Annotated in this window: 20 protein-coding genes; 3 read left to right on the forward strand and 17 right to left on the reverse strand. The window is 49.4% G+C overall.

Annotation, left to right across the window (positions count from 1 at the left end; genetic code table 11):
• Window positions 1–47: 47 nt before the first annotated feature.
• The 4 genes from AC3WTJ_RS27345 to AC3WTJ_RS27360 form a co-directional block, all read right to left on the reverse strand.
• Window positions 48–527 (reverse strand): DUF456 domain-containing protein, encoded by a 480-nt coding sequence (locus tag AC3WTJ_RS27345; protein ID WP_127452951.1) that lies wholly within the window; start codon window positions 525–527, stop codon window positions 48–50.
• A 42-nt stretch (window positions 528–569) separates the two neighbouring features.
• Entirely contained in the window at window positions 570–1304 is a 735-nt protein-coding gene (locus tag AC3WTJ_RS27350) for a Cof-type HAD-IIB family hydrolase (protein ID WP_492524486.1), read from the reverse strand.
• Between the two features lie 42 nt (window positions 1305–1346).
• Window positions 1347–3221 carry an asparagine synthase (glutamine-hydrolyzing) gene (gene asnB / locus AC3WTJ_RS27355; RefSeq protein WP_492524487.1) on the reverse strand — a complete coding sequence of 625 codons (1875 nt, stop codon included), beginning with the start codon at window positions 3219–3221 and terminating at the stop codon, window positions 1347–1349.
• Window positions 3222–3497: 276 nt separating this feature from the next.
• On the reverse strand, window positions 3498–4364 hold the full coding sequence (locus tag AC3WTJ_RS27360; protein ID WP_492524488.1) for an AraC family transcriptional regulator: 867 nt from the start codon (window positions 4362–4364) through the stop codon (window positions 3498–3500).
• A gap of 134 nt (window positions 4365–4498) precedes the next feature.
• Between AC3WTJ_RS27360 and AC3WTJ_RS27365 the strand changes: the two genes are divergently transcribed.
• The gene (locus AC3WTJ_RS27365) at window positions 4499–6481 is read left to right on the forward strand and encodes a glycoside hydrolase family 127 protein (RefSeq protein WP_492524489.1); all 1983 of its coding nucleotides are present in this window, start codon (window positions 4499–4501) and stop codon (window positions 6479–6481) included.
• Window positions 6482–7067: 586 nt separating this feature from the next.
• Here the strand turns inward: AC3WTJ_RS27365 and AC3WTJ_RS27370 are convergent.
• From AC3WTJ_RS27370 to AC3WTJ_RS27395, 6 genes are all read right to left on the reverse strand, one after another.
• On the reverse strand, window positions 7068–9134 hold the full coding sequence (locus AC3WTJ_RS27370) for a peptidoglycan D,D-transpeptidase FtsI family protein (protein ID WP_492524581.1): 2067 nt from the start codon (window positions 9132–9134) through the stop codon (window positions 7068–7070).
• Between the two features lie 170 nt (window positions 9135–9304).
• On the reverse strand, window positions 9305–11383 hold the full coding sequence (locus AC3WTJ_RS27375) for a peptidoglycan D,D-transpeptidase FtsI family protein (RefSeq protein ID WP_492524490.1): 2079 nt from the start codon (window positions 11381–11383) through the stop codon (window positions 9305–9307).
• A gap of 17 nt (window positions 11384–11400) precedes the next feature.
• A complete protein-coding gene (locus AC3WTJ_RS27380; protein WP_492524491.1) occupies window positions 11401–12126 on the reverse strand; it encodes an HAD-IA family hydrolase in 726 nt (241 codons plus the stop codon).
• 140 nt (window positions 12127–12266) lie between these two features.
• Window positions 12267–13415 (reverse strand): transglutaminase domain-containing protein, encoded by a 1149-nt coding sequence (locus AC3WTJ_RS27385; protein ID WP_492524492.1) that lies wholly within the window; start codon window positions 13413–13415, stop codon window positions 12267–12269.
• Between the two features lie 30 nt (window positions 13416–13445).
• A complete protein-coding gene (locus AC3WTJ_RS27390; RefSeq protein ID WP_492524493.1) occupies window positions 13446–13877 on the reverse strand; it encodes a hypothetical protein in 432 nt (143 codons plus the stop codon).
• Window positions 13878–13931: 54 nt separating this feature from the next.
• Window positions 13932–14087, reverse strand: a complete 156-nt coding sequence (locus AC3WTJ_RS27395) for a hypothetical protein (RefSeq protein ID WP_181646396.1) — start codon at window positions 14085–14087, stop codon at window positions 13932–13934.
• 104 nt (window positions 14088–14191) lie between these two features.
• On the opposite strand from AC3WTJ_RS27395, the gene AC3WTJ_RS27400 reads away from it, so the two are divergent.
• Both AC3WTJ_RS27400 and AC3WTJ_RS27405 read left to right on the forward strand, forming a co-directional pair.
• Window positions 14192–15358: an MFS transporter gene (locus AC3WTJ_RS27400; RefSeq protein WP_492524494.1), complete on the forward strand. Its 1167-nt coding sequence runs from the start codon at window positions 14192–14194 to the stop codon at window positions 15356–15358.
• Window positions 15359–15526: 168 nt separating this feature from the next.
• A complete protein-coding gene (locus AC3WTJ_RS27405) occupies window positions 15527–15880 on the forward strand; it encodes a toprim domain-containing protein (protein WP_127452971.1) in 354 nt (117 codons plus the stop codon).
• Window positions 15881–15894: 14 nt separating this feature from the next.
• On the opposite strand, the gene AC3WTJ_RS27410 is transcribed toward AC3WTJ_RS27405, so the two are convergent.
• The 7 genes from AC3WTJ_RS27410 to ureB form a co-directional block, all read right to left on the reverse strand.
• Window positions 15895–16527, reverse strand: a complete 633-nt coding sequence (locus AC3WTJ_RS27410) for an SCO family protein (protein ID WP_127452973.1) — start codon at window positions 16525–16527, stop codon at window positions 15895–15897.
• A 19-nt stretch (window positions 16528–16546) separates the two neighbouring features.
• Window positions 16547–17524 carry a heme o synthase gene (cyoE, locus tag AC3WTJ_RS27415; protein ID WP_492524495.1) on the reverse strand — a complete coding sequence of 326 codons (978 nt, stop codon included), beginning with the start codon at window positions 17522–17524 and terminating at the stop codon, window positions 16547–16549.
• Window positions 17525–18176: 652 nt separating this feature from the next.
• Window positions 18177–19031, reverse strand: a complete 855-nt coding sequence (locus tag AC3WTJ_RS27420; protein WP_492524496.1) for an urease accessory protein UreD — start codon at window positions 19029–19031, stop codon at window positions 18177–18179.
• Window positions 19024–19686, reverse strand: a complete 663-nt coding sequence (ureG, locus tag AC3WTJ_RS27425) for an urease accessory protein UreG (RefSeq protein WP_492524497.1) — start codon at window positions 19684–19686, stop codon at window positions 19024–19026. The genes AC3WTJ_RS27420 and ureG overlap by 8 nt, the downstream gene beginning before the upstream one ends.
• 23 nt (window positions 19687–19709) lie before the next feature.
• On the reverse strand, window positions 19710–20444 hold the full coding sequence (locus AC3WTJ_RS27430) for an urease accessory protein UreF (protein ID WP_492524498.1): 735 nt from the start codon (window positions 20442–20444) through the stop codon (window positions 19710–19712).
• 18 nt (window positions 20445–20462) lie between these two features.
• Window positions 20463–22178 (reverse strand): urease subunit alpha, encoded by a 1716-nt coding sequence (ureC, locus tag AC3WTJ_RS27435; RefSeq protein WP_492524499.1) that lies wholly within the window; start codon window positions 22176–22178, stop codon window positions 20463–20465.
• Entirely contained in the window at window positions 22175–22543 is a 369-nt protein-coding gene (gene ureB / locus AC3WTJ_RS27440) for an urease subunit beta (protein ID WP_492524500.1), read from the reverse strand. The genes ureC and ureB overlap by 4 nt, the downstream gene beginning before the upstream one ends.
• Window position 22544: the final 1 nt, after the last annotated feature.

A 22544-nucleotide genomic window follows, 5' to 3' on the forward strand; every position in this document is an offset into this window, starting at 1 on the left:
ATGTGTTCCTACTCTCTAATCCCGTATTCAAACAACATCATGTTCAATTAAAAAACCCAAATCAAGAAGAGAACAATCATCGCCAGTTGCAGCACAATTTTGACAGCGCTGCTGGCAAAGAAACCGATCACGGAGCCTATCCCGGCGCTGATCGCATTTTGCCATTTCGTGCCGATAATGATTTCACCAATCACAGCGCCTAAGAAAGGCCCTATGATTAACCCGAAAGCCGGAATGACGAAAGGCCCCACAATAAGGCCAATCGTACTCCCGATCACAGCCGCCTTCGAACCCCCGAATTTCTTGACTCCCATTGCGCTCACAGCATAATCGGCCACCATAATAATAAGGACAATCAGGGTCTGCGTGGTCCAGAACACCCAGCCAAACGGCTCAAAGCTGATCAGCCAGCCATACAGAAAGAACGCCGCATAGATAGCCAAAACACCAGGCAGCACTGGATAAACCGCACCTATCATACCTACAACAAACAAAAGAATGACCAAGCTCCAGGCTAACGTGATCATGGGCTCATCTCCGTCCGATATTGTACTGGCTAAACTGGCTCATTACAGCATATAAGCGTGAATGATTTTGGCAACCGCACTTTCTTCGTTCGTCACCGTCGTGATATCCGCAATCTGTTTGACTTCATCCTGGGCATTGCCCATGGCAACGCCAAGACCTGCTTCACGAATCATCGTGATATCATTCTGGCTGTCCCCCATCGCAATCACTTCCGACATCTGAATCCCGAGAAGCTGACAAACAGCCTCAACACCGCTTGCTTTGCTAATCCCAAGCGGGTTTAATTCAATATTCGATGGATGAGAGTTGGTGATTTCAAGCGTTCCCCAGCTCTCTGCAATTTCGCGAATACGCTGCAGCTTCTCCGCATTTTCCGTGAAGAAGCCGAACTTCAGCCATTCGCCGTTCGGGATGTCCAGACCTTCGCGCTCGCGGTTGAAGACACCTTCGACAGAATAAGCCCACCACCAGCAGTCATGCTCCTCAGCCAGCGCATGTAATCGGCTCACGGTTTCAACCGGAAGCAGCGTCCGCCGAAGCAATTTGTTCGGCGACTCCCATACTTCACTGCCATTTACCATAACCATAGGCGTAGACAGCCCCAGCTCCTGAATGTAAGGCAAGGCGCTGATGGCTCCGCGGCCAGTCGACATGATGACGATTTTTCCGGCCTCCGTCGCTTGACGAATGGCGGATTGATTTTCCGGCGATATTTTTTTCTCCTCATCCAGTAAGGTACCGTCCATATCGAGGGCAATTAACTTATAAAGTCCCACGTTCCCCATCTCCTGTCTATACGGTTGTCGTCCTTGATAGACCTAGTAAGCAGCGAGCACTTTCTTAGGCAGCTCTTCCATAAAAGTCATATGCCAGAGGGCAAAAATATAGATCGTCCAAATCCGGCGCGCATAATCGCCCTGGCCGTTACGGTGCTTCTGAAGCATCCGTTCTACCGTGTTCATGTTAATATAATCTTCAATTCCGCTGGCTTTGATCTGCTCAAGCAGCACATCCCCCATCGAGCCTTGCACCCATTGACGCAAAGGTACGGGAAAGCCCAGTTTCGGACGATTCAGAATCGGGTCCGGGATAATGCCTTCCATCGCTTTGCGGAAAATATATTTGGTCGTTCCATTGGCAATGCGATATTTCGCCGGGATGCGGCGTGCCACATCGAACAGCTCCTTATCCAGGAAAGGAACACGCAGTTCAAGCGAATGCGCCATCGTCATTTTATCGGCTTTCATCAGGATATCGCCGGGCATCCACAGATTCATGTCGATATACTGCATCCGGCTGACCGGATCAAGATGTTTGGTCTTATTGTAAAAGTCTCCAGCGATCTGCACAGGATTCTTATAAGCCCGCAGCATCTCCGTATCGAGACGCAGCACTTCCGCTTTCATATCCTCTGAGAAAATCTTCGCGTTACCGAGGAAGCGCTCCTCCAGCGGCGTCGTGCCGCGCAACACATAGTTGCGCCCCTTCACGCTGCTTGGCAGCATCCGCGCGAAACGGTTCAGCATGCGCTTGATCGAATGCGGCAGCTGATCGATCGGCCGCAGTGACTGCGGCTCGCGATAGATGCGATAGCCGCCGAACAGCTCGTCCGCGCCTTCGCCGGACAGCACCACCGTCACGTGCTCGCGCGCAAGCTGCGCCACGTGGTAGAGGGCAATGGCCGAAGGATCGGCAACAGGCTCGTCCTGGTGCCAGATCGCCTTCGGCATCGTGCTGAAGAAGTCATCCTTCGTGATGACTTTGTCGTAGTGCTCTGTGCCAAGCGCCGCAGCCGTTTGGGCGGCGATCGGCGTCTCGTTGTTGGCGCCTTCGAAGCCAACGGAGAACGTGCGGATCGGTTCAATGTTCCGCATGTGGGTGGCGATGGCCGTGGAGTCAATCCCACTGGACAAGAAGCATCCGCGCTCCACATCACTGACCATGTGGTGTTTAACGGAGTCCTTCAACGTTTCGCGGATTTGCTCCACGTAATAGTCAAAAGGACGTTCCTCCGGCTCGAACATCGGATCCCAATACTTATGTATGGACATTTCGCCATCGAAAGTTACCTTGACATAGTGGGCCGGCGGCAGCTTGTGGATGCCGTGGAACATCGTGTTCGGCTCTGGAACATACTGAAAGGTCAGATAGTTCAGCAAGCTGTCCGTATGGATCAACCGGTTCATGCCATCCGCAGCGAGCAAGCTCTTAATTTCCGAGCCAAACAAAAACTGGCGGTCGTTGACATGATAATAAAACGGCTTAATGCCGAAATGGTCTCTCGCTCCGAACAGCTGCTTCTTTTTCTTGTCCCAGATCACGAATCCGAACATGCCGCGCAAGTGCTTGACGCATTCCTCTCCGAACTCCTCATAAAGGTGAACAATAACCTCCGTATCGCTATGCGTGCGGAATTGGTGCCCGCGTTCCTGCAGCATTCCGCGTAACTCTTTGTAATTATAAATTTCTCCGTTAAAAATGATCCAGACGGAATCATCCTCGTTGGCTAGCGGCTGATGCCCTTCTTGAATATCAATAATGGACAACCGGCGAAAGCCAAGACCAATCCGATTATCCGTCCAAAAACCGGAATCGTTCGGTCCCCGATGCACAATCACATCCGTCATTTGCTGCAGCATCGCAACTGTTGGTTCTCTATCTTCAAAATACATCACACCCGTAATACCACACATGGTGAAACTCACTCCTCCGTACCATTCATCAAACTATCTCTCGCGACTACCGATACATTAGTATACCATATCCGTCCGCCATACTGGAAATAGGATGAAAGTACGCATTCAGCTGTCTATCATAGGAAAATGAAGGTAATGATCAGTCTTTTTAATGAAGCTGTGAATCGCGTCGTTTTCATGCTGTCCCCCACCTTTCTTTTCTCTACGCACAAAAGTTTACCTTATGCAACTTTTGGCGTATAAGAGGGTTCTCCTCCTTACCTCAACATATGCTCAGGAATGAAGAACGGTTCCACCTCTTATATATTGCTTCCTGTAGGCGAGCGGTGAGAGACCTATTTTGGCACGAAAACAGTTGGAGAAATAAGCGGCATGATGGAAGCCCACCTCCTCAGAGATGCGCTCAATGGACCACTGCGTTTTCAGCAGCAGCAGCTTGGACTGTTCAATTCGATAGGCAAGCAAATACTCGAGCGGCGTGCAGCCATACACACTTTTCATACAGCGGCTCAAATAATTCGGATGAAAATGGAACTCGTCAGCCAACCGCTCATTGGTCAAATCAGCCGAGTAATGCTGCTTGAGATAAGCTTCGATTCGCTCAGCCAATCTATGTACTTTGGATTGCTCATCAGGTTTACTTCCAATATCTAACGCACGCAAAATTTCCGTAAAAATGCGCTGCTCTTCCCAGAACGCTACCGACCTCTCCGAGACGGACATTTGTAGGAGTTGGTGCCAAAGCTCTTGGATCCGCTCGGGGTCCGACGCTGCCCCTTGTTGAGCAAGGGTAATTTCATTTTTTTGAGGTAAAACGAATTCGCTGCGCGGAAAGGGCTTGCTTTCTCTGATCGTGTAAGGGCTGCTGGTTTGAAAATGAAGCCAATAAAAATGACATTCCGCCTCGCACGGACGCACGGCATAATGATATTTATCCGGAAGCAGCAGCACGTATTGGCCTTCGGTCAAGCTCCACGTCAACTCCTCTTCCCCCAAATGTAGCGTACCCTTCGTAATGAGAAGAAGATCATACATCCCTAACCCTGCGCGATCCGGATGCGTGTCCCCTGCCTGGTACGCCCTGAACCCGCTCTCCAAATAATAAGGAAGAGGCGGTGCAGTTAACGATATCTCTTTCATTAGGCGGCGACTCCTTTATAAAGTTGTGTGAAATTTTATAAATAACTGGTTGTATTTCTACCTGTTTCTTCCCCAGTATCCCTCATATAATTGGAGGAAGTAAAGCCTATTTCGCAAATTCGGGAGGTTGCTTCATGTCAAATGCACTGCTGCAGGCCAAGCACAAATTGTCCTTGAATCAAATCCAAATCAACGATGACTTCTGGAATCATTACGTCAGTCTTGTTCGCAATACGGTCATTCCCTATCAGTGGGAAGCGCTGAATGATCGTGTTCCCGATGCCGAACCTAGCCATGCCATCCATAATTTCCGAATTGCTGCAGGCTTGGAAACAGGCGAATACCACGGTTGGGTGTTTCAGGATTCCGATCTCGCCAAGTGGCTCGAGGCTGTCGCCTATTCCCTTCAACAGCAGCCTGATGCAGCATTGGAACAGACCGCAGACGAGACTATTGACCTGATCGTACAAGCGCAGCAAAGCGATGGTTATTTAAATACATACTTTACGATTAAAGAGCCTGGCAAGCGTTGGACGAACTTGTACGAGTGCCATGAGCTGTATTGCGCAGGCCATATGATTGAAGCTGCCGTTGCGTACTTTGAGGCTACAGGGAAAAGGAAGTTGCTGGATGCGATGTGCCGTTTTGCGGATCATATTCAGGATGTATTCGGACTCGAAGAAGGAAAAATTCGAGGCTATGACGGGCATCAGGAGATTGAATTGGCCCTGGTCAAATTGTATACGGTAACGAAACAGGAGAAATATCTCCAGCTTGCCTGCTATTTCATCGATGAGCGAGGACAACGGCCGGATTTCTTCGATGGGGAGTGGGAGCGTAGGGGAAAAACCTCCATCTATCGCGCCGGTGAAACCCCTTTGCCGAGTCTGAGCAGCATTTATAATCAGAGCCATCTGCCTGTTCGTGAGCAAGATACGGCTATCGGGCACTCGGTTAGAGCGGTATACATGTACACGGCCATGGCTGATTTGGCGAGGCTGACCGGAGACGAGAAGCTGCTTGCCGCATGCAAGAAGCTTTGGGCGAATATGACGCAGAAGCAAATGTACATCACGGGAGGCATCGGTTCGACGCACCATGGGGAGGCGTTCTCGTTCGACTATGATTTGCCGAATGATACGGTGTATGCCGAGACTTGCGCTTCCATCGGTTTAGTGTATTTTGCTCAGCGTATGCTGCGTCTCGAAACGCGGAGCGAGTATGCCGACGTGATCGAGCGGGCGCTATATAACATCATCATCGGCAGCATGAGCCAGGATGGCAAACGATTCTTTTATGTGAATCCGCTGGAGGTTTGGCCAGACGCTTCGGCGAACAACCCAGGCAAGCGTCATGTGAAAGCTGAGCGTCAGAAATGGTTTGGATGCGCTTGCTGCCCTCCCAACTTGGCGCGAATTCTCTCTTCACTTGGGGAGTATATTTATACGACTGAACCAGGACGAATCAACTGCCATTTGTTTATCGGCAGCGAAAGTACGATCACGTTGGACGATGCAACGCAAGTTGGGTTGAAACAAGTCAGTTCGTTGCCTTGGAGTGGGGATACCTCGCTTGAACTGAGTTTGGCTCAGCCACGCTCGTTCACATTGGCTTTGCGCGTGCCTTACTGGTGCGACAGCCAACCTCAATTGGTCATCAACGGTGAAAAAGAAGATGCGTACGCGGTTGAAAATGGCTACGCAATTATCGAACGTATTTGGACGAATGGCGACACCGTCACTTGGCTGCTTCCGATGGAGGCACACCTCATCCAAGCGAATCCGCTTATCCGCAGCAATGCCGGGAAAGCCGCGATTCAAAGAGGGCCGCTTGTGTACTGCGTCGAGCAGGTCGATAATGGCGCTCCTTTAGCTACGCTTAGCCTTCAAAGTGGAACGGGGCTGAAAGTGGAAGCCGACACAAGTGCGCTTGGTGGCACAGTGAGAATTGAGGCAGAAGGCTATAGGGATGCGACGCCTGAGGCTTGGGCTTCGGCGGAGCCGTACCGTCGCTGGGCGCCGTCGGCGGAGCCAGTCGCCTTGCAGGCAGTTCCCTATTTCCAATGGGGGAATCGTGGGGTTGGCGAGATGGCGGTGTGGATTCGGGTACACCAGTGAAGTTAGGAAAGAGGCTGCTTTTTGAGGCGGCCTCTTTTTTTGTTTGCGCTTGTTCTTGGAGGCTTGGGGGCTTGGGGGCTTGGGGGCTTGGGGGCTTGGGGGCTTGGGGGCTTGGGGGCTTGGGGGCTTGGGGGCTTGAATGCTCGTTTAGAGGGAACTCTGGTACGCTATTTTGCCAAGTTCCCACTATTTGAAGTCTTAGTGGGAACTACAGTCCCCTATTTCAATGTATTCCTCTGAAAAAGCGAAGTTTGCGAACAAATAAGACCCCACAGTTCCTCCTAATCGCGAAAAGAGCTCTTTTCGCTCAAATAGGGGACTGTAGTTCCCTCATGAGCAGTGAGGCCAAGAAGCTAGGGAGTGCCGGGGTTCGGGGGTGCGGCCTAAGGGCTGCAGGTCTCCGTTCCCCAGCCCTCTGGCTCTCCAGCCCTCCATCTCTCCAGCTCTCCATCTCTCCAGCTCTCCATCTCTCCATCTCTCCAGCTCTTCAGCTCTTCAGCTCTCCAGCTCTCCATCTCTCCAACTCTCCAGCTCCCCAGCTCCCCCAAGGTTCACCGCGCCCCCCGTTCCCTTCGTCCGCTCGCACCTACCAAGGCCGCTTCCCGCCGCCAAGCTTCGTCAAAACGCCGTCGTTGGCAGCGTCATAAGCTTGAAAGATTTTCGCCGCAATCGGAGAGGCGCCATAACGCCCGAAGCCGCCTTCGGGCACGACAACCGCGACGGCCAGCTTCGGGTTCTCGACCGGTGCAAAGGCGATGAACACGGCATTTTCAACCGAGCCTCCCGACACGCTTTGAGTGGATGTGCCTGTTTTGCGCGCCACATTAAAAGGCAGCTCCTCGATCCCTTCAGCTCCGCTTTTCATCCCGTGGATAATGGTGTTCCAATGCTCTTTGGCAAATTCGGCGGAGAAGTCTTCCAATACTTCCGGCTCTATTTTTCTAACCAACTGGCCTTGATAGTCGCGAATTTCATCTACGAATAGCGGCTTCATCCGCTTTCCCCGACTAGCCAACGTAGCGGTGTACTGAGCGAGCTGCAAGGTTGTCGTTTTCTCGTTTTGTCCCCAGGATGCATAAACCATCGCGGATTGATAACTGTCTTTCACAGCATTTTTGATAAAATCGTTCGATCCTGCAAGCTCGCCCGGTAAGCCGCTGCCTGTTTTGACGCCCATTCCGAATTTCGCCATGTATTCCGCCCATTTGGCCGTCACTTCCGGATTCTCCCTGCCGTATTTGGCCCAGAATGGAATCCCGACTTTTTCAGACATGAACGTGTTCGAGGAATGTTCAATCGCGCCGGCAGCATCCATCGCCCCGTAAGCCGCTTTTCCCGAATTGGTGATGGTGCTGTTGCCTCCTTTGCCAAAACTAAAAGACCCTGTATCGTTATAAACATAACCGTTCCCGCTGAAAAAGTTCTCCTTAAGCCCTATCAACACGGACATAGGCTTAATCGTGGAACCCATGAACACAATCGACGATGGATGTTTTGCATTTTCTTTTTCGTCAGGATACTTGGCTTTCGCCGTTCGAATGCTGCCATTAGGAATAAAGCTCTCGATTTCTTTGTAGACGCTTGCCGACATGCCGCCGGTCCACGCATTTGCATCGTAATCCGGATAGTTCGCCATCGTAACCACGCGGCCCGTATCCACTTCCATAGCCACTGCAAACCCGGAAGCTGCCTGCATGCCAACACTCATGTATAAATCATTGGCGTGCGACGGGCTTCGCAAGTAGCGAATATGCTCCTCCAGCATGCGTTCTGTCGCTTTTTGGATATCTTTATGTATGGTCAAATATAAATTATTTCCTTTAACAGGAGCTGTGACTTCGGCTCTCCCAATGATTTTGTTAACGGCGTCCACGGGGTATGTCTTTCTGCCATTTCTGCCGCGCAGCTCATCCTGATACATGCGTTCAATGCCATCGAATCCCACATTTTCCGAGCTCAAATATTCCTGCACCATAGGGCTGTCTTTGTAGATTTCCTTGGCTGTCGGAGACGTAAAAGAGTTCGTATATCCCACTAAATGCGTGGCAATTGTCGTGTTGCCGTCATCATCCAGTTCATAGGTGCGGATGCTTTCCTCCGTTACATCCAACCATTTAAATTCATCGCGATGCTCTAAAAGGTAGGCGATCTCTTCGCTGGACAAATCCGCCTTAATTCTTCGTGGAACCCAATAATAGCTTGGTTTCTTAATTTCAGCCTTGTGGTAGTCGTAGCCAATGTCCATGGCCAGAATGATTTCTTCGGGCGTCGGACTTTTCGAATTTGGTTTGGCATACTTGTCGAAAACATCCGCTTTCAGCCGATCCGCGATAGCAATTAATTCATCTAACTTTTGCGCGCTGGGATCAATTCGAAAAAATAGGGATTGCATGGGAATCGTATACGCAAGCGGAGATTTCGAGGAGTCATAAATATTGCCGCGAATGGGAGCAATTTGTATCGTTTGTGTGCCATTTCTATTCTCTGCGGCTTTATGTATTTTCGCTTCAACAAACTGCAGCATAGCCAATCGCACGATCAGGATGGAAAATAAGACAAAGGTTACAAAGAAAAAAAGATTGATCCGCAGCGAAAAATGTCTCTTTTGAGCAAGCTCTTTTTTCCTCGGATCATCCGCGATCGGCGATTTCATCACTGTAAGGCCCCCTTCTGTGTCAGGATGTATCCTGAAACAGACGCAGCGGCCCGGAAATAAGTTCACTAAAATTTGGAAAACTTGGTTCATTCCCAAGACAAGCTCACAAAAAAACCTTCCGACCCACTAATGAAGTGGATTTGAAGGTTTTTTACTCGCTTCTGCTTCTACCAAGGCCTCTTCCCGCCGCCAAGCTTGGTCAATATGCCTTCGTTGGCTGCATCGTAAGCTTGAAAGATTTTTGCCGCAATCGGAGATGCGCCATAGCGCCCGTAGCCGCCTTCCGGCACGACAACCGCCACAGCAAGCTTCGGATTCTCGACCGGCGCAAAGGCGATGAACACGGCGTTATCGATCGTTCCGCCTGAGACGGCTTGTGTCGAAGTCCCTGTCTTCCGAGCCACGTTATAGGGCAGCTCATCAATGCCTTCGGCGCCACTCTTCATTCCGTGGATGATGGTGTTCCAATCCCCTTTGGCGAACAAAGCGGTGTTATCTTCCAGCACTTCTGGTTCTACCTTTTTGACTAGTTCACCTTCAAAGCTTCGAATTTCATCTACGTACAACGGCTTCATCCGTTTACCGCGGCTGCCTAGAGTTGCGGCGAATTGCGCGAGCTGCAGCGTTGTTGTTTTCTCATTCTGCCCCCACGAGGCATAAACCATGGCAGATTGATAACTGTCTTTTTTAGCGTTTTTGGCAAAGTCGTTCGAACCGGCAATTTCGCCAGGCAAACCGCTTCCCGTCTTGACGCCTAAGCCGAACTTCGCCAAATATTCCGCCCATTTGTCAGTTACAGCAGGATTTTCCCCGCCGTATTTCTGATAAAATGGAATGCCGACTTTGGCCGACATGTACGTATTGGACGAGTGTTCGATGGAGCTGGAGGCATCCAAGTTCCCATATGCCGTTCTCCCTGAGTTGGAAATCGAACTTGTCGAATTCGCCTTACCAAACGTAAAGGTACCTGAATCGTAATAGTACTGATTAGAAGGGGTAATCAACTTCTCTGTTAAACCAATCAGGACGGACAATGGTTTGATCGTGGAACCCATAAAAACGATGGAAGACGGATGTTTCGGACGCTCTTTATCTGTATATTTCGGGTACGCGGTTGTAATCGACCCATTCGCAATATAGGAGCCAACTTCGTCTAAGGTTGCTTGCGAAATTCCGCCCGTCCACTCATTCGTATTGTAGTCCGGGTAGTTAGCCATCGTAACGACGCGCCCCGTGTCTACTTCCATAGCTACAGCATAACCGGCCTGCGCATTCGCCCCATATTTGATAAAGGCATCATTCCGCGCGTACGGTGTATGTAAAAATGCAATCTGATCGGCGATCGCCTTCTCCGCCGTTTTCTGAATATCTTTGTTGATCGACAGATACAAATTGTTCCCTTTGGTCGGCTTCGTTACTGTCGCGCGCCCGATAATTTTCATGGCCGCATTAACGGGGTAAATTTTATAACCATTTTTCCCGCGAAGCTCATCTTGGTACATCCTCTCGATGCCATCAAAGCCGACATTTTCGGTATCGAGATATTCCTTGCTGTTTTCATTATCTTGGTACATTTCTTTGGCTTTTTCCGTCGAATAGCTTTTGAGATAGCCAATCAATTGCGGAGCGATGGTCGACGGCGATCCGTCCGTATCCATATCGTCCAATTCGTAAGTACGGATGCTTTCTTCTGTCACTTCCAGCCACTTGAATTCATCCCGGTGCTCTAATAAATAGGCGATTTCTTCTTTGGACAAATCTGTTTTAATTTTACGCGGAACCCAGTAATAACTCGGATCCTTCACTTTGTTTTTATTGATGTCATACCCCAAATCCATGGCAAGCACGATATCCGCAGGCTCCAGCTTCTTGGAATCCGGTTTGCCGTATTTATCAAAAACGTCAGTCTTCAGCTTGTTCGCCATGCGAATGACTTCATCTTTATCCTGCTGAGAGGGCTCGATTCGGAAAAACAAGGACTGCACTGGAATGGTGTAGGCAAGAGGTGATTTCGTAGAATCATAAATGTTGCCGCGGATGGGTGCAATTTTATTCGTCTGATTCGTATTTGTATTCTCTGCTGCCTTCAAATCTTTGGCTTGCACGAATTGTAAAATGGCCAAACGCACGATAAGTACGGAGAACAATAAGAACGTTATAAAGAAAAAGATATTGATCCGAAACGAAAAATGCCGTTTCTTCGTGATTTCTTTTTTCTTTGGATCATCCATTATGGATGGTTTCATCACACTCAGATCCTTTCTTACACAATAGCTTGCTGATCATCAAAAAGCTCTAGCAGGGATCGGATACCCTCCCCGGTATGATAGTCGTAACGGATAATGCGAACCGCATCGATGCCGACTTGATTCGGCGCCCACACATCGTTCGTTTCGTGATCACCAATATAAAGGACATCCTTGGCCGGTACACCCGCACGCTCCAGGGCAAGTTGGAAAATAGCCGGATCCGGCTTCTCAAGACCAACCTCTGTCGACACGAGGACAGGATCAAAATAGTGCAGAATCCCTTTATCATCTAAAATGGCTTTCAATGTCGGTGCAAAATTGCTAATAATTCCTATTCTAAAGCCTTGGGCTTGAAGCCGCTCGAGAAAAGGCTTAACATCATCAAACAATTCGTAGTACTCAGGTGCGGTATAAATGTCGTACAGCTCGTGGCAGCAGTTGAAAATCTCTTCCTCTGTCCATTCCTCATGGATACCCAGCTTATGCAGCACATATTTATATAGGTTGACCCAGAATTCACGATCTGACTCCGGAGAACACACAATAAAGTTATCTTGCTTGTTCACATAATAAAATAGACGGAAAGCCTCCGTAAACAGTTCACTGATATGATCCTCATCCCGCTCTACGGCGCGCAATTGCAGGTACTGTTTCAAAATGGTCTGGGCGGCAGGAATCGTTAATAATGTGTCCCCGGCATCTAAGTAAATCATTGGATATTCCTGAATGGATTTAGACATACAAACTCCTTCATGTTTTCAAAAATAGCACTTTTAATAGTTTACCACATTTACGAATGGATGAGAAAAACCACAAAAAAGCCTCCTCCCGGATGTCCGTGAGAAGGCGGTTTACTTCCTTTTATTAATCTTAAATAGGATTAAACATCTCGAATATGCGTTTGGTCAAAATTCGGCGGATTGAACCAGTTGCCTCCACTGGCTACCCAAGTGGAATCCAGAGGCACCCAAATTTTGGACTCCTTCAGGTACACTTCGTTCCAAGCGTGTGGTCCATAGCTGCCCTGTCCGTCATATCCAAGACCTGTTACGACCTTCACATCCAGTCCTACTGCTCTTGCCATTTGGGCGTATAGCCTTGAATAATCGATACACACGCCTTCAAGCGTATTGAACGTATCTTCCGGTGTCTGTTCCTTCCAAATACGCTGTTCTTCATACAGCTTCACTTTGTCCCAATCATAATGGACTCGGCTGCCCACCCAATTGTACAGGAGCTTCGCCTTCTCTTCGTCCGTTGTTCCGCTGGCGGTTACTTCTTTGGCCGCATCTACGATATTGCCAGGGACTTTCGCATCCAGAACTTCATATTTCCGCTGTAAAATATTCGTAAATTCCTGCTCCACCGCCCGGGTAAATACCGGCACCTTTTCGGCGATGAAATCCCCGGTGAAGGGAGAAATGACTTCCTTCGCCCCTTTTTGATACATCTGAGAAGACTCGATATATGGGGTTACCATCGAATGCGGGAATAGAGTTACATAAATGAACAAAACAGCAATAAGAATGAGCGCACGCGCAAAACCGGCCACAGAGCCGATGGCGCCCCCGGAAATCGAGGAAATAAACGAATGGCTGCGTTCCCGATAAGGGTCCCGATGAACCAACCAGGGTCCGATGAGCGGATCAATTAGCAGGTTCAGGAGCTGCTTCACAATCATATAACCGAGCAAGAACAATACGCCGAAACGCAATAACGCGAAATCTCGAATGCTTGTCAGAGCCGTATAATACGCTTGTTTGAGAGCGCTAATCTCTACGGATGGCACTTGCAGATTCTGGCCCTTCAGCCAGGTTTGAAGCAATGGTGATACGAGCTGCACACCTTTCCACGCAACGAACATGGATAAGATGACGACCACCGCTTCCACAAGCATGGAGAGCAGATGTTTGGCGGACCCAGACCCGCCTCGGAAAAAGCCCTGAAGGACAGAGCCTGCGAAAGTGAGCACAATCACAATGGATATGAAGTTTATGGAATTGGCTTTGAACCAGGTAATATCCGTCATGATCGCTCACCATCCTTACTTATTTTTCTACTAACCTGCGTTTTTCTTCGCTTGCTCTATAAAAGCATTCACTGCTGCATTCGCATTCATTTTAAAAGTTTTGCCTAAGAAAGTAACCTGCACTTCGTCGCTTCCTGCTTTACCTTCAACTTTCAGACTCTTCGTCGAAACGATAAAAGAACCGTCCGGATTTGCTTTGAATTGCGCTTCTTTGGCTTCCGAAGTTAACGCATTGATCGCTTTATCTTTGACCTCATCGCCAACCTGGGATACGACGCTTGTCCCAATATCCTTTATTTTATCCTTATAACTTGCTCCATAAACGACGAGAGCACCAACTACGACAAGGACAACAATCCATTTAACAACTGTTTTTACAATCCCGATAACAATAAATAAAACAATAATAGCAGCAATTAGTAAATACCAACGATCCTGTGCAAATGAAATCCACTGATCCAAAAGAACCCCTCCTGTTTATCCAAAAGTCCATCCCTATCATACTACAGGGAATCCTTAGTCTTCATCCCTTTTTTTCTTTAACTGCGCTAGTTTTCGTTGAATTTCATCCGTTTGATCCACTCTGCCTCTCGTTTTGCGAAAGGACTGCCGGAGCCGGAATACCAGAAATACAGCGACGCAAGCAAGCAAAAGAATCACATAAGCATCCATAACTTCCTCCATCCCAATTGTGTCAATTATACGGAAAGGTCATATCCATCGGACGAGCGGCGTACATCTTAAGAAGAGACAAGTCTAAACAAGGTGGTGAGCACATGCGAACAGCCCTTTGGCTGTACTTATTTATGTTTGTGGCTTTTTTTGATTTGCACGCACAGTACCCGATTCTGTCACCTTTCGCCTTATCCTTAGGGGCCGCTCCTTCCTTTATAGGGCTAATCATGGGCGTATACTCGATCACGCACTTGCCTGGCAATCTCATCGCTGGCTATGGCGTGGACAAATACGGCAGCAAATTTTTCATTGTCTTTAGCCTGATTGTAGCAGGGATCATCTTACTTTTTCAATCGAATGTAAAAGATCCATGGCACCTGCTCTACATTCGTTCCATAAGCGGATTTGTGCTTGCCTTCTTATCTCCGGCCTGCTTGTCACTGCTGGCACGCATCGCCAAAGACCGCATCCAACAAAGTAAGCTGATGGCGGGGAACGGCCTGATCCACACGTTAGCTTCCGTGGTTTCTCCTGCTGCTGGAGCCATCCTGGTTGCCAAAATCGGTTTTACAACCGCTTTTTCCGTGTTGGGCTGGATTCTGATCATAACGGGATTCTTGGCTATCTTTGGTGTCAAAGAGAAGCAGCTGCTTAGCCAATCTGCCGGCAAGCTTCCCGTTTTGGATCATCACGGCCATGGGATACCAGATGAAGATGCCAACTTTCCTGTCGGCGCGTCCGTTCCTTGGCTATTTTTTCTTATTCCAATGGCGCTTTCCTGCTCGCAAGGCATTCTATTCTTTGAGCTGCCGCTGATGGAATCCGCTAGAGAATCCATTCTCACCTCTGGCGTCTTTTTTACCTTGATCAGCTTGGGCGCTCTGCTAAGTATTTCATTCTGGTTCCTTAACAAAGTATCGCCATTTATCCGGACTGTCTGTGGAAGCTTGTCATTAGCTGTAGTTTTCTTCGGCTTAGCTATTCAGTGGCCTATCCCTTTACCTGTTTCCCTCTTCCTGATCGGAATGGCCAAAGGTGTTATTTATCCCGCATTAGCTGCCTTGCTTGCCAGCATTACCAGCAGCAGCCGTTATGGCCGCGTCTTTTCTTTACTCTCGATCTCTTATTCCGTAGGCGCCTTCATCGGACCTATGATGGCTGGGCAGCTTCGCGACCATATATCCTCTTATTTCATCGCCTTCTTCATCCTCATGCTGGCACTTTCGCTTTTACCCTTGCGATCGTTTAAAGCGCCAGTTACGACATAACACTTCCTGTTCATGGCGGCTTGACCTGTGCAAGCCGTCTTTGTGCTGTCAATCTCTGTCATTTCCCGGGAAATGGCAGCGTATTATTTAGGCAAACGTCGAATGGAATCCTTGGATCACTGCCAAAAACGGGTTATACTACAAAAAAAACCTGATGGAGGATAGCCCATGTCGATCACAATCATTGTAGAAGGCAAAAACGACAAAAGCCGCCTAAAGCGCGTCGTTGACGATAGCGTCCAGATCCTTTGCACCTTCGGAACTCCTAGCTCGCAAACCTTGGAAGAACTACGAAAAAAAGCCGGAGACAAGCAAGTTTATTTGTTTACGGATAATGACTCTTCGGGTAAAAAAATACGCTTTCTGCTGCGGGATACGTTCCCGGATGCCGAGCAAATCTATACGCGTAAAGGGTATGCGGGTGTAGAAGGAACACCTGAGGAATACCTGATTCAGCAATTAGAAAAAGCAGGCCTGGAGGAGTATATTATCTACCCTTCACCAGATCCTGCTTTTGAATAGTTGATGCCGTTAACTTATTTCTCTTTGGACAAGGTCACCACATCTTTGACAATATGGTCCGCATCGAGTTCCGGATTGCTTGCATCATAATAATTGCGCAATTTCCCTTTTTTATCAACAAGTAAAATAGCATTGGAGTGAGAGAAGTTTCCGTCCTTCTCCTTAATGACCATGATGCCGAAGTCCTCAGCCAGCTTGTGGGTCTTCGCTTCTTCCCCACGGAGGAACATCCATCCGCTTGGATCAGGCTTGGACTCAAACTTGCTTCCGAACTCCTTCAGAACAGCCGGTGTATCCCGGTTCGGATCGACGGTGATCGAGATAATTTCGGATTTTGTGCCGAACAGCTCTTTTTTCTTCAAAGCATCCTGGACTTGCGTCAGCAGGAAAGTTGTCGGCATACAAACATCCGGGCAAAACGAATAGAAGAAATAAACGAGCCTTACTTTGCCATCCGTATCAGCGGAAGCAACGGTCTTCCCATCCAAATCTTGCAGTTGAAAAGATGGAGATTGCTTCATCGCCGTCAAGCGTTGATCCGGTTCGCTGCTGTTCACCCAAAGCTTATAAGCAAAAGAAGCAATCATTGCAATCAAGATAGCGCCCAGCGCCAGCTTGAACCAATTTTTTTCAAAAAATGTACTCATTCTTGTCATCCGTCCTTCACTAGCTAATCTTTACCGTATCAATGACCATAAGGATCGATAAAAGTGTTAGATACATAATCGAGAAAAGAAACATGCGTTTCGCCCATACAACTTCAGCTTCACCTGTAGCTTTGAAACCCTTCACGCTCATGAACATCCAGATTAATCCGAGAATCGTGGAGCCAATTAAGAAGAGGTATCCTTCATAGCCGTAAGCGGTCAACATAACGGTAACCGGAACGAGCAGGACCACATAACGGACCATGGAAATCTTAGTCACGTAAGATCCTTTGACGACCGGTAAAAGCGGGAATCCAGCAGCCCGATATTCTTCCATGCGGCGAATGCCCAGCGCCCAGAAATGCGGCGGCTGCCATAGAAATAAGAAGAGGAACACCAGGATAGCACCTAAATCAACCGTACCGCTAACTGCGCAGTAGCCGATGACCGGTGGCGTCGCACCAGAGAATGCGCCTACAAACGTACTCCAGACGGAGGTTCTTTTGAACCATGCGGTGTAGAGCCAGACATACAGAAACAAGCCGATTAACCCGATCAACGTTGCCAGTGGGGATGCTGCTCCAAAGTAGAGGACAGCCAGTCCGATCGTTCCCAGAATTATGCCGTACCATAACACGACATTGGGTCCGAGTCTTCCACTAGGCAGCGCTCTGTTCTGCGTCCGCTCCATTTTGGCGTCCATTTCACGGTCCAAGTAATTGTTAAGCACCGTACCGCCAGCCATGACTAGAGCCGTTCCGAGCATGGTAAAAAATAAATGGGCCCAACTTACGTCCCAGCGAGCGGCCATCCAATATCCGGCGAAAGCCGTCATCAGGTTGGAATAAATAATCCCCGGCTTCACCAGGCGATAAAAATCCTTTAACGTCACAGGCTCTGCAGATGTTGACTTATTAACCGCATCTATGGCTTCGTTCCGAGCGGAACCTGGTGTCGAATCGTTAGAAACGCTTTCGTAACTAGCTTGATTTTCCACGTCTTGCCCTCCTCTATATCGAACTTCCGAGCTCATTCAATTATAATCTTATTTATCATACCAACCCCTACACGGTTTGACAATGAAGTGGGGGCAGTTGTCATGATATTGTCGATTCTCCTTCCAGTATGCGTGTAAATTAAACTTGCCATTCTCTCCCAATGGAAAAAAGACCGCACTCTCGGTCATACCAAGCCATTTCGTTGTGTAAAATCCCAGTTCCCCGCCAACAACGCAGGTGTCCCCACATCGCGCGGTAGCGAAAAGTGACTTCGTCGTCCTTGTAGGACGAGCGCTTGTTAAGAGCCCGGTTGAAGCGCCACTAAAAATTCAGCGTTACTGAGACACTTGGCAGGGGTAACCCCATACCATAAACCTTGGGGAACTATAGGCTACTATTCTAGCAAATTCAGCCCGTTTCCGCTTTCGAGCGGAACTACAAGGCCTTATTTGACCGCCTAATCCCGTTTTCTTTAAGAAAACGGACAAATAGCGGCCCACAGTTCCCCTCCGCACGAAAAAGAGCCTATTTCGCTGAAATAGTGCCCTGTAATTCCTCTGTCAGGGAGATGCCGCCCATTGGATAGCTGCAAACCCGACATAAATACAAATCCCAGCACGTCAAAAAAGGAGCCCTGAGGGCTCCTCCAACTTATTTATTAACCATTAATGGGGTTAAAGCAAGCAAGCTGAGGCGTAATTCCTGCCAGGCTTGGGCAAGGACATGCTGCAATTGCCAAGCATGCCGCCCCATGACCGTGACAATGATCCCATGTTTATATGTGAGGCTGGCACCGACACGTACTTGTTTAATGTCATTTATCTTCTCCAGGCAAGTCAACAGGCCATCCAGGTGCTTCTGCCCAAGCTGATCCGAGAAGATATACAAATTGCCCAGATGTGTATCCTGCTCCCAACTCCCTGGGGCTGTGAGCTGCATATGTCCGGGCTCGATTCTCTGGTTCTGATAATAAATCAGTTCCGTGCCGTACCAAACCTTCATTCGATTGGTATAACACGAGTACTGAAAAATCTCTCCCCTCTGCGTTCGTCCCGGGCAGAGCACATCAGAGAATATGCACACAGCTCCCGGAGCAAGATGCACCTCCGTTTCGGAGAAGAACTGTGCATCTTTGTAGAGCATGAGCGGCTCGGGGATGTACTCCAGCAGCGCTCCTGCCTCCACATGCAGCGACTGGTGCTGCGTGCTGCCTTGCTCACCTATAGAAGGATGAACCTTCGTGAACGACTGGTTCGTTAGAAAAACACGTGCGCCCTCTTCAAGGCGCACGTTGATTTCGTAATGATCCCCTGACATCAGTCCTGGGGAGCAGTCCATCATATAAACGCCCAGTTGCTCCATGGGCTGGTCCCCGGTGAACGTATCGTTCTCATAGCGAAACGTTTTGGCAATTTTGAGCGGGGAGGCGTGATATTTGTGAACCAGCTGCGTGAAGCCGCTGCGTACCGCAAATGCTGCCTGGATCTCCCCGGTCACCTTAGGCATGGCTGAACTCCTGCTCCACCCATGTCACAATATCATCAAGACCTGTGCCGCCCATCAGGTTGGAGAAAATATACGGACGGTCGCCGCGCATTTTTTTCGTATCCGAGTCCATGACTTCCAAGCTGGCGCCGACATACGGAGCCAAATCGATTTTGTTAATGATGAGCATATCGGATCTCATAATGCCAGGCCCGCCTTTGCGCGGAATTTTCTCCCCTTGAGCAACATCGATAATATAGATGAAGCGATCCACTAATTCCGGGCTAAAAGCTGCAGCCAAATTATCGCCGCCACTCTCGATGAAAATGATATCGAGATGCTCAAAGCGCTGCTCCAACTCTTCAATCGCTTCGAAATTCATGGAAGCATCTTCACGAATCGCCGTATGCGGGCATCCGCCTGTCTCCACTCCGATAATGCGATCTTCGGGCAACGCCTCCGAACTGATCAGTATCCGCGCATCTTCCTTCGTATAGATATCATTCGTAATTACCGCGATACTGAAACGATCGCCTAGTTTGCGTGCCAGACGCTCAACCAAAGCTGTCTTGCCGGAACCGACTGGCCCGCCGATACCAATACGCATTGGACGGCTTCGGTCGATAGACGGTTTCTCCCATTGATGGTGATGATGATGACCTTGTCCTTGACACATAGTCATTCCTCCTTGAATTTGATTTAAGACATGAACAATCGCGAATAGAGGGTCTCGTGCTGCATCATCGCCAGATCAGCCGAGGGTGAATTTGTATATGCATCCATAGGATCTAAATGAGCTACACGCTGCCACTGGCTTCCAATCAACGGGATGACCTTGGTGAGCAGCATTTGGCCTTGCGTTTGCCCCATGGACATGAGCCTGAGAGCACTGTTGATACAAGTCATTACGCAGCTGTACAGGTATCCCTCCACCGCTTGATCCAGCGGAACGCCGAGGTGATAGCTCACCCATCCATGTACCATCGGATGATTGGCACTGCAGCGCCCGTCCTTCACGGCTTCGTCTAATGACTCCCAATCTAGCTCGGGATACATAGCCCGGGATAATTGCAGCAGCCTTCGTCCCATCTTTTGAACGCCGCTTCTCGCCTCACTTGATACCCGCTGCACGTGCAGCATGTGATCGATTGCCCAAAGCTGATCCCACCCCCCTTGGGGAATATGCATGTAGGCTGCTTTGATCACCATCGCATCAGACGATGACCAGTTGTGGAGGAGCATAGTGCTGATGTAAGCCTCAAGCTCATCGACGGTTTCCAAACGTCCTTGCTGAACGAGCGTTTCCAAGCCGAAGGAATGTGAAAATCCCCCAATCGGCAATGCTGAATCTAGAAGCTGTTGGTAAGCAAGCCAGTGAAACGTTGGGGCTGCTACTTCTTGCTGCGTGGCCACTGTCCGCTGAACCTCAACCATGAGCATCACCTACATTTTTTAAAATAGGAAATATAATTGCGCCATCGGAAGTTTCGTCGCCGGCTCGCAGGTGATGGCTTCGCCGTCCACTTTGACTTCATAAGTCTCCGGGTTCACTTCTATGGAAGGCGTCTCGTTGTTATGAATCATGTCTTTTTTCGAAATTTCGCGACAGCCCTTCACAGGCTCAACACGCTTCTGTAGACCGAGCCTCTGCGCAATGCCATTGTCATAAGCCGTTTGAGAGACGAACGTGATTGAGCTTTGGGTCAAAGCTTTGCCGAAAGCCGCAAACATCGGCCTTCCGAACACAGGCTGCGGTGTTGGAATTGACGCATTGGGATCTCCCATTTGCGCGTAGGCAATGCTGCCGCCCTTGAGTACCAAATCGGGTTTAACCCCGAAAAACATCGGGCTCCAAACCACCAGATCCGCGAATTTGCCCGGCTCGATGGAACCAACCAGATGCGAAACGCCATGTGTAATCGCAGGGTTAATCGTATACTTGGCAATGTACCGCTTGATGCGGAAATTGTCGCCTTCCTCCGTATCCGGAGCCAGCGGTCCCCGCTGTTTCTTCATCTTATCCGCCGTTTGCCAGGTGCGGATGATGACCTCGCCAACACGGCCCATCGCTTGCGAATCCGAGCTCAGCAAGCTGAACACACCAAGATCATGCAGGATATCCTCCGCAGCAATCGTTTCCGGGCGTATCCGTGAATCGGCAAATGCCACATCCTCAGGAATCCGGCTGTCCAAATGATGACAAACCATCAGCATATCCAAATGCTCTTCAATTGTATTAATCGTGTAAGGGCGTGTCGGATTGGTCGAAGACGGCAGTATATTCAGCTCAGCAGCAGCCCGGATGATATCCGGCGCATGCCCTCCGCCTGCACCTTCCGTATGATACGTATGGATGGTACGGCCTTTGATAGCCGCCAGCGTATCCTCCAAAAATCCCGCTTCATTTAATGTATCCGTATGAATAGCGACCTGAACGTCATATTGATCGGCTGCCTTCAGGCACGTGTCGATGGCCGCCGGTGTAGTTCCCCAATCTTCATGCAGCTTCAAACCGATGGCACCCGCTTCAATTTGTTCAATTAATGGCGCCAAGAAGGAGGAATTCCCCTTCCCTGTGAATCCCAAATTCATCGGGAACGCTTCAGCAGCTTCCAGCATCCGCTGCATATGCCAGGCGCCAGGCGTGCAGGTTGTCGCATTCGTGCCGGTCGCCGGTCCTGTACCGCCGCCGATCATCGTCGTCACGCCGGAGGACAGCGCCGCTTCGATCTGCTGAGGGCATATATAATGAATGTGAGCATCAATGCCTCCTGCCGTCACGATTTTACCTTCACCAGCAATGACCTCCGTGCTTGCTCCGACAATCAAGTTCGGGTGCACACCATCCATAATATCGGGATTGCCGGCTTTGCCAATTCCGACGATATGTCCATCTTTGATGCCGATATCGCCTTTCACAATGCCCCAATGATCGATAACGACAGCGTTCGTGATCAGCGTGTCGAGCACGCCTTGATCCCGGGTGGCGCCACTGGACTGTCCCATGCCGTCCCGGATGACCTTCCCTCCGCCAAATTTACATTCGTCCCCATAGACAGTGTAATCATGCTCTATTTGCGCCCATAATTCCGTATCCGCCAACCGAATAGCATCGCCTGCCGTAGGCCCGAACATCAGCGCGTAGCTCTTACGATCTATTTGACTCACACGCTTTTCCCCTCCCATGCCTGCCATCTAGCTCTCGTCTCATTCGACATCTGGTCCTTAACCGCCGGCCCTTCGCTCAAGTTATTGAGCCCATAGGACAATTTGGCTCCGCCAAGCTCGACAAGCTGAATCGGCTTTTGCTCGCCGGGTTCGAACCGAACGGCCGTCCCCGCCGGAATATCCAGATGCATGCCGAAGGCCAGTTCTCTTGGAAAAGCCAACGCTCGATTCACTTCAAAAAAGTGATAGTGGGAGCCCACCTGAATCGGTCGATCCCCTGTGTTCGTGACGATGACTTCGACGGTTTGTCTGCCTTTATTCATTTCTATAACGCCTTTGTTTATTCGGTATTCTCCCGGAACCATT

Source organism: Paenibacillus sp. FW101-FHT12H11 (genome assembly GCF_058790355.1).

Coding starts and splice junctions, on each gene's coding strand:
- AC3WTJ_RS27345 (WP_127452951.1), bottom strand. CDS start 527: ATGATCACGTTAGCCTGGAGCTTGGTCATTCTTTTGTTTGTTGTAGGT.
- asnB (WP_492524487.1), bottom strand. CDS start 3,221: ATGTGTGGTATTACGGGTGTGATGTATTTTGAAGATAGAGAACCAACA.
- AC3WTJ_RS27360 (WP_492524488.1), bottom strand. CDS start 4,364: ATGAAAGAGATATCGTTAACTGCACCGCCTCTTCCTTATTATTTGGAG.
- AC3WTJ_RS27365 (WP_492524489.1), top strand. CDS start 4,499: ATGTCAAATGCACTGCTGCAGGCCAAGCACAAATTGTCCTTGAATCAA.
- AC3WTJ_RS27370 (WP_492524581.1), bottom strand. CDS start 9,134: ATGAAATCGCCGATCGCGGATGATCCGAGGAAAAAAGAGCTTGCTCAA.
- AC3WTJ_RS27375 (WP_492524490.1), bottom strand. CDS start 11,383: ATGAAACCATCCATAATGGATGATCCAAAGAAAAAAGAAATCACGAAG.
- AC3WTJ_RS27380 (WP_492524491.1), bottom strand. CDS start 12,126: ATGTCTAAATCCATTCAGGAATATCCAATGATTTACTTAGATGCCGGG.
- AC3WTJ_RS27385 (WP_492524492.1), bottom strand. CDS start 13,415: ATGACGGATATTACCTGGTTCAAAGCCAATTCCATAAACTTCATATCC.
- AC3WTJ_RS27395 (WP_181646396.1), bottom strand. CDS start 14,087: ATGGATGCTTATGTGATTCTTTTGCTTGCTTGCGTCGCTGTATTTCTG.
- AC3WTJ_RS27400 (WP_492524494.1), top strand. CDS start 14,192: ATGCGAACAGCCCTTTGGCTGTACTTATTTATGTTTGTGGCTTTTTTT.
- AC3WTJ_RS27405 (WP_127452971.1), top strand. CDS start 15,527: ATGTCGATCACAATCATTGTAGAAGGCAAAAACGACAAAAGCCGCCTA.
- AC3WTJ_RS27410 (WP_127452973.1), bottom strand. CDS start 16,527: ATGAGTACATTTTTTGAAAAAAATTGGTTCAAGCTGGCGCTGGGCGCT.
- AC3WTJ_RS27420 (WP_492524496.1), bottom strand. CDS start 19,031: ATGCCTAAGGTGACCGGGGAGATCCAGGCAGCATTTGCGGTACGCAGC.
- ureG (WP_492524497.1), bottom strand. CDS start 19,686: ATGTGTCAAGGACAAGGTCATCATCATCACCATCAATGGGAGAAACCG.
- AC3WTJ_RS27430 (WP_492524498.1), bottom strand. CDS start 20,444: ATGGTTGAGGTTCAGCGGACAGTGGCCACGCAGCAAGAAGTAGCAGCC.
- ureB (WP_492524500.1), bottom strand. CDS start 22,543: ATGGTTCCGGGAGAATACCGAATAAACAAAGGCGTTATAGAAATGAAT.